This window comes from Streptomyces sp. NPDC005576, assembly GCF_042871745.1.
Classification (GTDB): domain Bacteria; phylum Actinomycetota; class Actinomycetes; order Streptomycetales; family Streptomycetaceae; genus Streptomyces.
In genome coordinates this window covers 16,953-31,089 of the sequence record NZ_JBIAJC010000024.1, presented here as the reverse complement: position 1 = coordinate 31,089, position 14,137 = coordinate 16,953, and the positions used below count along the sequence as shown (strand labels likewise).

The window sequence follows — 14,137 nt, the reverse complement described above, 5'->3', positions numbered from 1 at the left end:
CCCGTACGTCTGCGCCGGGTGCCACGTGCCCGGGTGCCTAGGTGCCCGGGTGCCTAGGTGCCCGGGTGCTTGAGTGCGACGACCGTGGACGCGGCCAGGTCGTCCAGGTACCCCTTCGGCAGGCCGCCGCGGACCACCACGAGCCGCCAGTAGAGCGGCCCGACGATCAGGTCCAGCGCACGGTCCGGGTCGCTGCCCTCCGGCAGCTCGCCCCGGGCCACCGCGGCCCGGACCACGACGGCCGCGACGCCCTTCTGCGGGTCGAGGAGAGCCGCCTTGATCGTGTCGGCGATCTCCGGGTTCCGGGCCGCCTCCACGAGCAGGTCCGGGATCACCTGGGAGGCGACGGGGTGGCGCAGCGCGTACGAGGCGAGCCCGAGGACCGCCCGGACGTCCCCGTGGAGGGAGCCGGTGTCGGGGGTCGGCATGCCCTGTTCGGCGACGGCGGCCACCAGGTCGAGCACCAGGTGCAGCTTGGACTTCCAGCGCCGGTAGACGGCGGTCTTGCCGACGCCGGCGCGGCGCGCGATGCCCTCCATCGACATCCGGGCGAAGCCGACCGCGGCCAGCTCTTCGAAGACGGCCCCGCGGATCGCGTCGGTCACGTCCTCGCGCAGCACGGCGGCGCCCGCCGGGGTGCGGCGCCGGGGTCCGGGTTCGGTGCTCATGCTCTCCAGGATATCCGTAACGACGAAACGGTTGCGTCCCGACGCCTGCACGTTTTACGCTCAGCGTGGCGACGAAACGGTTCCGTCCCATCGTTGGCTCGGGGTTGTCCCGCAGTTCAACGCCCGTTTCCCTGGCCCGCGGCGCGGGCTTCCCCCAGCCCTCAACGCCTGTTTTTCAGCCTGTTTTCCCCGCCTGATTTTCAGCCTCCGTCGAAAGCGATCGTGGTGAGCCAGACAGCAGCTCCGCCGGCCCCAGGGCCGGCCGAAACCGATCCCGCCGCACTCGCCCCGGTCTACGCACCGGGCGAGCTGGCGGCGCTCGCCGCGCGCCACGGCCTCACCGTCAGCGGCGCCCGCCCCTCCCTCCCGGCGTACATCGCTCAGCTCTGGGGGCGCAGGCACTTCATCCTGGCGTTCGCCACGGCCAAGCTGACCGCTCAGTACAGCCAGGCGAAGCTCGGCCAGATCTGGCAGATCATGACGCCGCTGCTCAACGCGGCGGTGTACTACTTCATCTTCGGCATCCTGATGAACACCAAGCGCGGGGTCGCCGACTTCGTCCCGTTCCTCGTCACGGGTGTCTTCATCTGGACGTTCACCTCCAGCTCGATCACCGCGGGCACCCGCGCGATCAGCGGCAACATCGGGCTGGTGCGCGCCCTGCACTTCCCGCGCGCCTCGCTGCCCATCGCGCTCGCGCTCCAGCAGCTCCAGCAGCTGCTGTTCTCGCTGGGCGCGCTCGTCCTGATCCTGCTCGTCTTCGGGCAGTACCCCAGCCCGTCCTGGCTGCTCGCGATCCCCGCACTCCTCCTCCAGGCGCTCTTCAACACCGGCGTCTCGATGTTCGTGGCACGGATCACCGCGAAGACCCCGGACATCGCGCAGCTGATGCCGTTCCTGCTGCGTACCTGGATGTACGCGTCCGGCGTGATGTGGAGCCTGGACTCCCTCCTCACCACGGACCGGGTCCCGCACTTCGTCATCGTCGCCCTGGACTGCAACCCTGCCGCCGTCTACATCGACCTGATGCGGTTCGCCCTGATCGACAGCTTCACCGGCGACCAACTGCCCCCGCACGTGTGGGCGGTGGCGGCGGGATGGGCGCTCGTCTGCGCCGTCGGCGGCTTCGTGTTCTTCTGGAAGGCCGAAGAGAGGTACGGACGTGGCTGACACGACCGCGGAGCGGGAACCCACCGTCGTCGTCGACGACGTGCACATCACCTACAAGGTCAACGGCACCAAGGGCGGCCGGGGCAGCGCGACCTCCGCGCTCAGCCGGATCGTCACCCGCCGCCAGAGCCCGGGCGTACGCGAGGTGCACGCCGTCAAGGGCGTCAGCTTCGCCGCGTACAAGGGCGAGGCGATCGGCCTCATCGGCTCGAACGGCTCCGGCAAGTCCACCCTGCTGAAGGCCATCGCGGGCCTGCTCCCGGCGACGAAGGGCAAGGTCCACACGCAGGGCCAGCCCTCGCTGCTCGGCGTCAACGCGGCGCTGATGAGCGACCTCACCGGCGAACGGAACGTCGTGCTGGGCGGCCTCGCGATGGGCATGTCACGCCAGGAGATCCGCGAGCGGTACGACGGGATCGTCTCCTTCTCCGGCATCAACGAGAAGGGTGACTTCATCACCCTGCCGATGCGGACGTACTCCTCCGGCATGGGCGCCCGGCTGCGGTTCTCCATCGCGGCGGCCAAGAGCCACGACGTGCTGCTGATCGACGAGGCGCTCTCCACGGGTGACGCCAAGTTCCAGAACCGCAGCAAGGACCGGATCAAGGAACTCCGCAAGGAGGCCGGCACGGTCTTCCTGGTCAGCCACAGCAACAGGTCGATCCTGGAGACCTGCGACCGGGCGATCTGGCTGGAGGCGGGCGTGCTGCGGATGGACGGTCCGGCGAAGGAAGTCGTCGCCGCGTACGAGCAGTTCACCAAGAAGTAGCGCCTGCGCACGCACCTGCGCGGGTGCACGTGCCTGGGTGCACGGACGAAGGGGGGCTCCGGGCCGATGGCCCGGAGCCCCCCTTTTCGCTACGTCACCGGCGTCAGGCGTGCGTGCGCAGCAGCGTCCGCATCGTCCGCATCGCGACCGACAGGTTCGCCAGGTCGAAGGCGTCGGAGTTCTGGATCTCCTCCAGGGTCGAGCGCGACCGGGAGAGGATCGCCGCGTTCTTCTCCTCCCACGCCGTGAACCTCTCCTCGGGCGTCGTCCCCTCGGCCCCGACGGCCAGCACGTCGGCGGTGAGGGCCGCGTGGGCCGCGTACAGGTCCTCACGGATCGAGGCGCGGGCCATGGACTGCCAGCGGTCGGCGCGCGGCAGCTCGATGATCCGGTCCATCAGCGCGGTGATCCGCAGCCGGTCGGCGAGGTCGTAGTAGACCTCGGCGACGGCCAGCGGGTCCTTGCCCGTACGGTCGGCGATGGCCACGATGTCGAGCGCCGGGAAGGCCGAGGAGAACCCGGCGACGCGCAGGGCCAGCTCCTCGGGCACCTCCGCCTCCGTCAGCTCGCCCAGGATCTGCTGGTACCACTCCTGGTCGGTGCCCCGGAGCAGCTTCGGCATCGCGGCCCAGACCTCGGCGACCCGGTCCCTGAAGAAGGAGACGGTGGCCGCGATGTCCACCGGCTGCGGGCGGTTGCCCAGCAGCCACCGGGTGCCGCGCTCCACCAGGCGGCGGGAGTGCAGCCGCACGCGGGTCTGCACCTCGGAGGAGACCTTGTTGTCGAGGGCCTCCACGGCGTCCCAGACCTTGCTCAGGCCGAAGATCTCACGGGCCGCCGCCTGCGCCCGCACGATCTCCTCCACCGAGGCGCCGGTCTCCTCGCGGAAACGGTGCAGGAAGGTGGAGCCGCCGGTGTTCACCGTGTCGTTGACCAGCACGGTGGTGATGATCTCGCGCCGCAGGGCGTGGTTGTCGATCGCCTCGGGGAAGCGTTCGCGCAGCTGCTGGGGGAAGTAGGCGTGCGCGAGGGCCTGGAGGTGGGGGTCGTCCGGGAGGCTGGTGTGGATCAGCTCGTCGGCTGCGGTGATCTTGATGTAGGCGAGCAGCACGGCGAGTTCCGGCTGGCTGAGGCCCTTGCCCGCGGCGAGGAGTTCCCGGATCTGCCGGTCGGCGGGGAGGAACTCCAGCGCGCGGTCCAGGCCGCCCTCGGCCTCCAGCCGCCGCATGGAGCGCTGGTGGGCGTGGAGCAGGTCGGCGGCCTGGGTGGTGGCGTTGGTGAGCGCGACGTTCTGCGCGTAGTTGTTGCGCAGGACGAGCGCGCCGACCTCGTCGGTCATCTCGGCAAGCAGCTTGTTGCGCTGCTTGACGGTCATGTCGCCGTCCCGGACCAGCCCGTTGAGCAGGATCTTGATGTTCACCTCGTGGTCGGAGGTGTCCACACCGGCGCTGTTGTCGATCGCGTCGGTGTTGATCGAGCCGCCGGCCCGGGCGAACTCGATGCGGCCGAGCTGAGTGGCGCCGAGGTTGCCGCCCTCGCCGACGACCTTGGCCCGCAGGTCCTGGCCGTTGACGCGGATCGCGTCGTTGGCCTTGTCGCCGACGTCGGCATCGGTCTCGGCGGAGGACTTGATGTAGGTGCCGATGCCGCCGTTCCAGAGCAGGTCGACCGGTGCCCGAAGGATGGCCTTCATCAGGTCGGCGGGGGTCATCTTGGTGACGCCGGCCTCGATGCCGAGGGCCTCGCGGACGTGTGCGTTGACCGGGATCGACTTCGCGGAGCGGGGGTGGACGCCGCCGCCGGCCGAGAGCAGGCGGGTGTCGTAGTCGGCCCAGGAGCTGCGGGGCAGTTCGAAGATCCGGCGCCGCTCGGCGTAGGAGAGGGCGGCGTCCGGGGTCGGGTCGAGGAAGATGTGCCGGTGGTCGAAGGCGGCGACCAGCCGGATGTGCTCGGAGAGGAGCATGCCGTTGCCGAACACGTCGCCGGACATGTCGCCGACGCCGACGACGGTGAAGTCCTCGGTCTGGGTGTCGTGGCCGAGCGCGCGGAAGTGCCGCTCGACGGACTCCCAGGCGCCGCGCGCGGTGATGCCCATGCCCTTGTGGTCGTACCCGGCGGAGCCGCCGGAGGCGAAGGCGTCGCCGAGCCAGAAGTTGTACGCGACGGCGACCTCGTTGGCGATGTCGGAGAAGCTCGCGGTGCCCTTGTCGGCGGCGACGACGAGGTAGGTGTCGTCCTCGTCGTGGCGGACCACGTCGAGGGGCGGCACGGTCTCGCCGGCCACCAGGTTGTCGGTGATGTCGAGCAGCGCCGAGACGAAGACGCGGTAGGCGGCGATGCCCTCGGCGAGCCAGGCGTCACGGTCGAGCGCCGGGTCCGGGAGCTGCTTGGCGACGAACCCGCCCTTCGCGCCCACCGGCACGATCACGGTGTTCTTCACCATCTGCGCCTTGACCAGGCCGAGGACCTCGGTACGGAAGTCCTCGCGCCGGTCGGACCAGCGCAGGCCGCCTCGGGCGACCTTGCCGAAGCGCAGGTGGACGCCTTCGACGCGGGGCGAGTACACCCAGATCTCGAAGGCGGGGCGCGGGGCCGGCAGGTCGGGGATGGCCTGCGGGTCGAACTTCATCGAGACGTAGGCGTGCGGCTCGCCGTCGTCGGTCTGCTGGAAGAAGTTGGTCCGCAGCGTCGCCTTGATGACGGTGAGGAAGGAGCGCAGGATGCGGTCCTCGTCGAGCGAGGCCACCTGGTCCAGCGCGCCGTCGAGCTCTTCGAGGAGTCCGTCGGTCAGCTCGCGGCCGGCCTTCTGGCGGGCGGGCGACATCCGGGCCTCGAAGAGGGAGACCAGCAGCCGGGTGGTGTGGACGTTGTTGCGGAGGGTGTCCTCCATGTAGTCCTGGCTGAAGGTCGAACCCGCCTGGCGCAGGTACTTCGCGTAGGCGCGGAGGACCATCGCCTGCCGCCAGTCGAGTCCGGCGCGCAGCACGAGGGAGTTGAAGCCGTCGTTCTCGGCAGCGCCGGTCCAGACGGCGGCGAAGGCGTTCTGGAAGCGGTCGCGGGCGTCGGCGGCGAGGTGGTCGCCGTTGGACGCGGGCATCCGCAGTCCGAAGTCGTAGACCCAGGCGGTCGTGCGGTCCGCGCAGCGCAGCTCGTACGGGCGTTCGTCGACGACCTCCACGCCGAGGCGCTGGAGCACCGGGAGGACGGCGGAGAGCGAGACGGGCTCGCCGGTCCGGTAGATCTTGAACCGGCGCTCCCCGGGCAGGGCACCCACGGGCTCGTACAGGCTGAGCGAGAAGTCCTTCTCCTCCGCCTTGAGCGCTTCGAGGTGGCCGAGGTCGGCCACGGCGGCGCGCGGCGTGTGGTCGGCCTTGTAGCCCTCGGGGAAGGACCGGGCGTAGCGCCGCAGCAGTTCGGCGGCGCGCTCCTCGCCGCATTCGGCGTTCAGGGCCTCCTGGAAGCCGTCGGCCCAGGAGCGGGCGGCCTCGACGAGCCGGGCCTCGATGTGTTCGGTGTCGGCGTCGGTCAGGTGCGGCAGTTCGGTGCCCGGCGCCACCCGGACGACGAAGTGCAGCCGGGAGAGGATCGACTCGGTGTTCCAAGCGGTGAAGTCGACGCTGGTGCCGCCGAGTTCCTCCTTGAGGATGTCGATCAGCCGCAGCCGGACGCCGGTGGTGTAGCGGTCGCGCGGCAGGTAGACGAGGGCGGAGTAGTAGCGGCCGTACTCGTCCTGGCGCAGGTAGAGCCGGAGGCGGCGGCGTTCCTGGAGGTAGAGCACCGAGGTGACGATCGAGCGGAGCTGATCGGTCGGCGTCTGGAACATGTCGTCGCGCGGGTAGGTCTCCAGGATCTGGAGCAGGTCGCGGCCGTCGTGGCTGTTGTCCGAGAAGCCGGCGCCCTCCAGCACCTCGGCGACCTTGCGGCGGACGACGGGAACCCTGCGCACCGACTCGGTGTAGGCGGCGGACGAGAAGAGGCCGAGGAAGCGGCGCTCCCCGACGACGTTTCCGTCGGCGTCGAACTTCTTCACGCCGACGTAGTCGAGGTAGCTCGGGCGGTGGACCGTGGAGCGGCTGTTGGCCTTGGTCAGGATGAGCAGCTTGTGCTCGCGGGCCTTGGCGCGGGCGTCGGCCGGGAGCCGGTCGAAGGACGGGCTCACGGGGTGCGCCTCGTCCTCGTGGTGCTTCGGGTCGGACCGCAGGATGCCGAGGCCGGTGCCGGGCACGGCGGCCAGCGAGTCGCCGTTCATCAGCGAGTACTCGCGGTATCCGAGGAAGGTGAAGTGGTCGGCGGCGAGCCAGCGCAGCAGCTCCCCGGCCTCCTCGATCTCCTCGGCGGGGAGGTCGTCGGTGGGCTCGTCCTTGAGGCCGTCCGCGATGCGCAGCGCGGCGGCGCGCATCTTGTCCCAGTCCTCGACGGTCTCCCGCACGTCGGACAGGACGCGCAGCAGGTCGGCGGTGATCTCCTTGAGGTCCTCGCGGTCCGTCTCGCGGTCGATCTCCACGTGGATCCAGGACTCCACGAGGACGTCGTGCGGGAGCCCCGCTCCGGCGGAGCCCGCGCCGGTGGCCTTGCGGCTCTCGCCCTGGGGGACCCTGGGGATGCCGCTGCCGTCGGTGAGGACTTCCAGCAGCTTGCCGGTGACGTCGCGGCGCACCAGGACCTGGGGGTGGATGACCAGGTGGATGCCCCGGTTCTGGCGGGACAGCTCGTTGGTGACGGAGTCGACGAGGAACGGCATGTCGTCCGTGACGACCTCGACGACGGAGTGGCTGGACGTCCAGCCGTTCTCCTCCACGGTCGGGGTGTGCACCCGGACGTTGGCCGTGCCCTGGGGTCGGTTCTCGGCCAGCCGGTAGTGCGAGGAGGCACCGCCGAAGACGTCGACCGGGTCCCGGCCGTTCAGGTCCTCGGGAGCGGTGTGCAAGTAGTAGCGCTGGAGGTAGGAGAGGAGCATGTCCCGGCCGGACCGCTCGTCCCCGTCCGTTCCGGCCACGGCGACGCGCACCCGGGAAGTACCTCCCGGGCCGCCGGCACCACCGCCCGGGCTGTTGTCAGCTACCTCGGCAGCCCGTGCGAGCAGCTCGGCCTTGGCTTCGTCCAGCTTGGTCTGCATGTCCTCTGGCTCCTGTCGCGCGCCATTGCGTGACGTCGGTGAGAAAAGCGGCGCAACGCCACGACGCGGGGTATCCGGTCGTAGTCGACGCTATGCCGCGATGAGAGATACCCGGGACCAAATCGGCGATATTCAGCCGTGGGTCGGGGTGACGGCGATCACTGATGGCCCGGGTGCGTGGGCACTCCGGGAGCGGGCCGGGGGCGTCCATGCCCCCGAGGCGTATCGCGCTGATCACGGAGCCAAGGCTATCCCGCCCCGGCAGGGGGCCGTCATGAACCGAATGTGGACAAGCGGAGACCTCTGTTTTGGACACTTCGTACAACTTGCCGAGCCCGGTCCGGGGAGCGCGCGCCCTCTTGGCGAACGTGTCCCGCCGGTGCAGGCTGGTCCCGCCGCACGCGGCCGGGGGCACGCCGCACCCGGCCGACCACGAACCCTGGGGGCCCCGTCATGGCACCGAAGATCCTGCTCGTCACCGGCGACGCGGCCGAGTCGCTGGAGGTCCTCTATCCGTACCAGCGCCTGCGCGAGGAGGGGTACGAGGTCGACATCGCCGCCCCGGAGCGCAAGACGCTGCGCTTCGTGGTCCACGACTTCGAGCCGGGCTTCGACACGTACACCGAGAAACCCGGCTACACCTGGCCCGCCGACCTCGCGTTCTCCGAGGTGACGCCCGGCGACTACGCCGCCCTGGTGATCCCCGGCGGGCGGGCGCCGGAGTACCTCCACACAACGCCGACCTGCGCGCGATCGTCGCCGCCTTCTTCGAGGACGCGCGGCCGGTCGCGCAGATCTGTCACGGCCCGCTGATCTCCGCCGCGACCGGCAGCCTCGACGGGCGCGAGGTCACCGCCTATCCGGCGCTGGAGCCGGACATGCGGACGGCGGGGGCCGCCTTCCAGGACGTGGAGGCGGTGGTCGACGGCACCCTCGTCTCCTCGCGCGCCTGGCCCGACCACCCGGCGTGGATGCGCGAGTTCCTCAAGGTGCTGCGCGCGAAGGCCCCGGTGACCTGAAACAACCGTTCGGGGGCGGCGGCGTTCGGCTCCGGGCGGGCTCCCCCGGGCGGTCTCAGACCGTCATCGACTCCGCCAGCGCCACCGCTTCGGCCAGGCTGTCCACCACCGGCACCCCCGCCGCCGCCAGGCTGGCCCGGTCGTGCGACCCGCCGGTGAACAGCACCGCCCGCGCGCCGACGTGCGCGGCGGCCACGGCGTCGTCCACCGCGTCCCCGATGATCACCGCGTGCTCCGGCGGGACCGTGCCGAGCGCGGCGAAGTGGCGCTCCATGTGGAGCGCCTTGCTGCCGCCGGAGGGCCCGGTGCGCCCGTCGACCCGGACGAAGTGTTCCTCGATGCCGTACCCGCGCACGGTCGGGAGCAGCTGCTCGTGGCCGTGCATGCTCAGCAGCGACTGGCTGCGGCCGTCCCGCCGCCACCCCGCGAGGAGCTCGGCGGCGCCTTCGGTGAGGAGGCAGGCCGCGCGGAGCTCGGCGTAGGCGTCGTGGAAGATGACGTCCATCCGCTGCCACTCGGCGTCGGTCGGTATCCGGCCCAGCAGGCGCTCGTAGAAGAGCGGTACGGGGACGCAGTACGTCGCGCGGTACTGCTCCAGCGTGAGCGGCGCGAGCCCCACCTCGGCGAAGGCCGTGTTGGTCGCTCCGAGGACCGCGTGGATGTCGTCCAGCAGCGTGCCGTTCCAGTCCCAGACCAGGTGTGTGCGTCTCGCGCCCTGCTTCGCCATGGGAAAGACCGTACTCGGCGGGTCCGACAACCGGGGAGGGCCACCCCTCACCGGCCCCTCGCCGCCTTCTCGCCGCCCTCTGGCCGGCCCCGCGCCGTCCTCTTGTGCCGCGGACTCAGCCGAGCAGCTGCGGGATCTCCTGCACGCCGAACCAGAGCAGCTCGTGGTCCTCCGCGCCGTCCACGGTGAATTGCGCGTCGTCGTCGCCGTGGTCGGCGGCGCCCAGGGCCGCGGCGGCTGCCGTCACGTCCTTCTCGGCCTCGTCGGAGTCCACGTGCACGGCCGCCGCCTTGGCGAGCGGCACGGACGAGCCGATCCGCACCTCGCCGACCGACGCGGCGTCCAGGCCCCCGTCGGGGTCGCCGAGCGCGTCACCGTCCGGTACGTCGAACGCGAGCACGACCCGGCGGCGCGGCTCCTCGGGCAGGGCGGCGATCAGCCGGAGCGAGGCGGCGGCGGCCCGGTTGAGCGCCGCGTACTCCAGCTCCTCCATGTCGTCGGAGACGTACCACTCGCGCAGCCCTGGGGTCACGGCGTAGGCGGTCAGCGGTCCGGGGCCCAGCTCGCCCGCACCGTGCGCCGCGGCGAGCCCGGAAAGGGTCAGGGGGACGTACACGCGCATGGCTTGGCCGCTTTCGTAGTCGACAGACGCCCTCAGGATACGTCGGTGGTCCCCCTTCGGGGCGTGGCGGGCGCCCGTTCCCGGGCGGCCCCGGGGAACGGCCGTCCGCACACTCCTGGCGCTCCTGGCCGTCCGCTCACCCGGATAGGTGGTCCGTGCCGTGCGCCCCGGACGCCTCCCCGTCCCTTGCGACCCCGTCGCGATGCCCCGTAGAAGGTTCCTGACGGAACGTTACCCGTCCGGGTACGACCGGGCGGCCTCACACGGGGACGATGACCATGAGCACGGACCGGACCAGGACTTTACGCGCGGACCGCCGCACCGGTGCGGAGAACGGCGGCGCCACCCGCCCCGCGGCCGGCAGGCCCGCGGGCCGCCGCGACCAGCGCCGCCCCGGCACCGTACCGGCGCGGCGGAGCCCGCTCCCGGCACGGGGCCCGGTGCGCCCGCACCACTGGTTCGCGGAACGGCTGCTCGCCGTGCTCAGCGGGCGCCGCCCGGTGCACTGGATGCTCGGCCACACGGTCGGCGAGGCGTACGACCAGCTTGCCGAGCTGGCTCCCGGCGCCCCGCTGCGCGTCGCCTGGGGCAGCAGTCCGGTGCTGCGGGGGTGTTACGGCGCGCAGCCGGCGACCGGTGTGGTCGAGGCGTTCGCGAGCATCTCGGGCGGCGGCCGGGTGCACGCGATGGCGTTCCGGCTGGAGCAGGGCGCCGATCTGCGGTGGCGTTGCGCGGCGGTGGAGCTGGGTGGCGAACGCCTGCCCACCTGAGCCCCAGACAGGTCCCAGGGCAGCCGAGCGCGGGTCCGGAGCCGACAGGCGCCCGGCCCCCGCGTGGGGCAGCACCCCCGGCGCGGTGCCCCCGGCGTGGGGCAGCACCCCCGGCGGTACGGCAACCACCAGCGGTACGGAAACCGGCGGGGCCGGGACCTCCGTGTGGAGATCCCGGCCCCGCCGGTGCGTACCGCCGTGCCGTCGCCGACGGCCCGCGGACTACTTCTTGCGGCGACGCCCGCCGCCGCCCGCGCTCTTCTGCGCCTTGCGGCGCTCGGCGCGGGTCAGGCCGTCGCCCTCGGGGGCGCTGTCGGCGAACTCGCCCTCCACCACGCCGCCTTCGCCGTCCACCGTGGGGGCGGAGAAGTGCAGGCGGTCGGGGCGCTGCGGGGCTTCGAGGCCCTTGGCGCGGATCTCGGGCCGGGCGGCCGCCGCGACACCGGCGCCCTCCTTGGCGAGCGAGGGCTGCTCGGCGTCGTCCTTGACCGGGACTTCCTCGACCTGCTGCTCGACCTGGACCTCGAGGTTGAAGAGGTAGCCGACCGACTCCTCCTTGATGCCCTCCATCATGGCGTTGAACATGTCGAACCCTTCGCGCTGGTACTCGATCAGCGGGTCCTTCTGCGCCATCGCACGGAGGCCGATGCCCTCCTGGAGGTAGTCCATCTCGTAGAGGTGCTCGCGCCACTTGCGGTCGAGAACCGAGAGGACCACGCGGCGCTCCAGCTCACGCATGATCTCGGAGCCGAGCGAGTTCTCGCGCTCCTCGTACTGCGCGTGGATGTCCTCCTTGACGGATTCGGCGATGAACTCCGCCGTGACACCCGCGAGATCGCCGGCCGCTTCCTCCAGCTCCTCCACGGTGACCTTCACCGGGTAGAGCTGCTTGAAGGCGCCCCACAGCCGGTCGAGGTCCCACTCCTCCGCGAAGCCCTCGGCGGTCTCCTGGCTGATGTAGTCGTCGATCGTGTCGTCCATGAAGTGACGGATCTGGTCCTGGAGGTCCTCGCCCTCCAGGACGCGACGACGCTCGCCGTAGATGACCTCGCGCTGGCGGTTGAGCACCTCGTCGTACTTCAGGACGTTCTTGCGCGTCTCGAAGTTCTGCTGCTCGACCTGGGACTGCGCGGAGGCGATGGCGCGGGTGACCATCTTGTTCTCGATCGGCACGTCGTCGGGGACGTTCGCCATCGACATCACGCGCTCCACCATCTGCGCCTTGAAGAGGCGCATCAGGTCGTCGCCGAGCGAGAGGTAGAAGCGGGACTCGCCCGGGTCTCCCTGACGGCCGGAACGACCGCGCAGCTGGTTGTCGATACGGCGCGACTCGTGGCGCTCGGTGCCCAGCACGTACAGCCCGCCGAGCTCCTTGACCTCCTCGAACTCCGCCTTCACGGCGAGTTCGGCCTTCTCCAGCGCGGCGGGCAGCGCGGCCGCCCACTCCTCGACGTGCTCGACCGGGTCGAGGCCGCGCTGGCGCAGCTCCGCCTCGGCGAGGTCGTCGGGGTTGCCGCCGAGCTTGATGTCGGTGCCACGGCCGGCCATGTTCGTCGCGACGGTGACGGCGCCCTTGCGGCCGGCCTGGGCGACGATGGTCGCCTCACGGTCGTGCTGCTTGGCGTTGAGCACCTCGTGCTGGACACCGCGCTTGGAGAGCTGCTGCGAGAGGTACTCGGACTTCTCGACCGAGGTGGTACCGACCAGGATCGGCTGCCCCTTCTCGTGCTTCTCCGCGATGTCGTCGACGACGGCGGCGAACTTGGCGACCTCGGTGCGGTAGATCAGGTCGGACTGGTCGAGGCGGACCATCGGCCGGTTCGTCGGGATCGGCACGACGCCCAGCTTGTAGATCTGGTGGAACTCGGCGGCCTCGGTCATGGCCGTACCGGTCATGCCGGAGAGCTTGCCGTAGAGGCGGAAGAAGTTCTGCAGGGTGATCGTGGCGAGGGTCTGGTTCTCGTCCTTGATGTCCACCCCTTCCTTCGCCTCGATCGCCTGGTGCATGCCTTCGTTGTAGCGGCGGCCGGCGAGGATACGGCCGGTGTGCTCGTCGACGATCATGACCTCGCCGTCGATGACGACGTAGTCCTTGTCCTTCTTGAAGAGTTCCTTCGCCTTGATGGCGTTGTTGAGGTACCCGACGAGAGGCGTGTTGACCGACTCGTAGAGGTTGTCGATCCCGAGCCAGTCCTCGACCTTGGCGACGCCGGGCTCGTGGATGGCCACGGTCCGCTTCTTCTCGTCGACCTCGTAGTCGCCGGTCTCCTCGATGCCCTTGAGCTGGTTGCCCGGCTCGCCCTTGGTGAGCCGGGTGACCAGCTTGGCGAAGTCGGCGTACCACTTGGTCGCCTGGTCGGCCGGACCGGAGATGATCAGCGGGGTACGCGCCTCGTCGACGAGGATCGAGTCGACCTCGTCGACCACCGCGAAGTTGTGGCCGCGCTGGACGAGCTCCTCCTGCGACCACGCCATGTTGTCGCGGAGGTAGTCGAAGCCGAACTCGTTGTTCGTGCCGTACGTGATGTCGCAGGCGTACTGCTCGCGGCGCTGCGCCGGGGTCATGTTGGCGACGATGCAGCCGACGGTCAGACCGAGGAACTTGTGGACCCGGCCCATCATCTCGGAGTCGCGCTCGGCGAGGTAGTCGTTCACCGTGATCAGGTGGACGCCCTTGCCGGAGATCGCGTTGAGGTACGCGGGAAGGGTGCCGACGAGGGTCTTGCCCTCACCGGTCTTCATCTCGGCGACGTACCCGAGGTGCAGGGCGGCGCCGCCCATCATCTGCACGTCGTAGTGGCGCTGTCCGAGGACGCGCTTGGCGGCCTCACGGACGGTGGCGAACGCCTCGGGGAGCAGGTCGTCCAGGCTCTCGCCGTCCGCGTACCGTTGTTTGTACTCGTCGGTGAGCGCCCGCAGCTCGGCGTCGGAGAGGTTGACGAAGTCCTCTTCGATGGAGCTGACCTGGTCCGCGATGCGGTGCAGTTTGCGCAGGATCTTGCCTTCGCCTGCACGCATGAGCTTGTTGAAGACGGACACTGAGGCTGGTCTCCTTGCCGGTCGGGCCTGGCACTGGGTCGTTTGACGGACGCTGGCGCGGGCACGGCAGGTGGGCCCCACCGCAACGGCCATCGTAAGCGAGGACACCGCCGCGCCGGGAGGGCTGCCCCTGGGTGGACCTCACCGCGCCTTCCAGGAGAACGGCCGAAGAGCCGGGAAGGTGCCGGGAAGCCCGGAAAGTGCTCCCGGCAGGGCCTCGCGGTCACCAGAATGCGC

Annotated in this window: 8 protein-coding genes and 1 pseudogene; 4 read left to right on the top strand and 5 right to left on the bottom strand. The window is 70.6% G+C overall.

Features of this window, described 5'->3' with window-relative positions; genetic code table 11:
* Positions 1–53: 53 nt before the first annotated feature.
* Entirely contained in the window at positions 54–668 is a 615-nt protein-coding gene (locus ACFYPN_RS31130; RefSeq protein WP_358760325.1) for a TetR/AcrR family transcriptional regulator, read from the bottom strand.
* 222 nt (positions 669–890) lie between these two features.
* Here ACFYPN_RS31130 and ACFYPN_RS31125 point away from each other — a divergent pair, with 222 nt between their 5' ends.
* Together ACFYPN_RS31125 and ACFYPN_RS31120 are read left to right on the top strand one after the other, a co-directional pair.
* Positions 891–1,838, top strand: coding sequence for an ABC transporter permease (locus ACFYPN_RS31125; protein WP_358760323.1), 948 nt, complete (start codon positions 891–893; stop codon positions 1,836–1,838).
* Positions 1,831–2,607, top strand: a complete 777-nt coding sequence (locus ACFYPN_RS31120; protein ID WP_358760321.1) for an ABC transporter ATP-binding protein — start codon at positions 1,831–1,833, stop codon at positions 2,605–2,607. Before ACFYPN_RS31125 ends, ACFYPN_RS31120 begins: the two co-directional genes overlap by 8 nt.
* A 103-nt stretch (positions 2,608–2,710) precedes the next feature.
* On the opposite strand, the gene ACFYPN_RS31115 is transcribed toward ACFYPN_RS31120, so the two are convergent.
* Positions 2,711–7,723 (bottom strand): NAD-glutamate dehydrogenase, encoded by a 5,013-nt coding sequence (locus ACFYPN_RS31115; protein WP_358760319.1) that lies wholly within the window; start codon positions 7,721–7,723, stop codon positions 2,711–2,713.
* A 453-nt stretch (positions 7,724–8,176) separates the two neighbouring features.
* Here ACFYPN_RS31115 and ACFYPN_RS31110 point away from each other — a divergent pair.
* Positions 8,177–8,742, top strand: a pseudogene (locus ACFYPN_RS31110) (DJ-1/PfpI family protein).
* Between the two features lie 55 nt (positions 8,743–8,797).
* Here ACFYPN_RS31110 and ACFYPN_RS31105 read toward each other — a convergent pair.
* Complete coding sequence (locus tag ACFYPN_RS31105; RefSeq protein WP_358760315.1) at positions 8,798–9,469, bottom strand: HAD family hydrolase; 672 nt, start codon at positions 9,467–9,469, stop codon at positions 8,798–8,800.
* Positions 9,470–9,584: 115 nt separating this feature from the next.
* The gene (locus ACFYPN_RS31100) at positions 9,585–10,091 is read right to left on the bottom strand and encodes a DUF6912 family protein (protein ID WP_358760313.1); all 507 of its coding nucleotides are present in this window, start codon (positions 10,089–10,091) and stop codon (positions 9,585–9,587) included.
* A 272-nt stretch (positions 10,092–10,363) separates the two neighbouring features.
* On the opposite strand from ACFYPN_RS31100, the gene ACFYPN_RS31095 reads away from it, so the two are divergent.
* A complete protein-coding gene (locus ACFYPN_RS31095) occupies positions 10,364–10,861 on the top strand; it encodes an Rv3235 family protein (protein ID WP_389302908.1) in 498 nt (165 codons plus the stop codon).
* A 222-nt stretch (positions 10,862–11,083) separates the two neighbouring features.
* Here the strand turns inward: ACFYPN_RS31095 and secA are convergent, their stop codons facing one another.
* The gene (secA, locus tag ACFYPN_RS31090) at positions 11,084–13,900 is read right to left on the bottom strand and encodes a preprotein translocase subunit SecA (protein WP_358760309.1); all 2,817 of its coding nucleotides are present in this window, start codon (positions 13,898–13,900) and stop codon (positions 11,084–11,086) included.
* Positions 13,901–14,137 lie beyond the last annotated feature (237 nt).

Excerpts from the sequence above, each read along its gene's own strand:
- ACFYPN_RS31130 (WP_358760325.1), bottom strand. The coding sequence starts at position 668 with ATGAGCACCGAACCCGGACCCCGGCGCCGCACCCCGGCGGGCGCCGCC.
- ACFYPN_RS31115 (WP_358760319.1), bottom strand. The coding sequence starts at position 7,723 with ATGCAGACCAAGCTGGACGAAGCCAAGGCCGAGCTGCTCGCACGGGCT.
- ACFYPN_RS31105 (WP_358760315.1), bottom strand. The coding sequence starts at position 9,469 with ATGGCGAAGCAGGGCGCGAGACGCACACACCTGGTCTGGGACTGGAAC.
- ACFYPN_RS31100 (WP_358760313.1), bottom strand. The coding sequence starts at position 10,091 with ATGCGCGTGTACGTCCCCCTGACCCTTTCCGGGCTCGCCGCGGCGCAC.
- ACFYPN_RS31095 (WP_389302908.1), top strand. The coding sequence starts at position 10,364 with ATGACCATGAGCACGGACCGGACCAGGACTTTACGCGCGGACCGCCGC.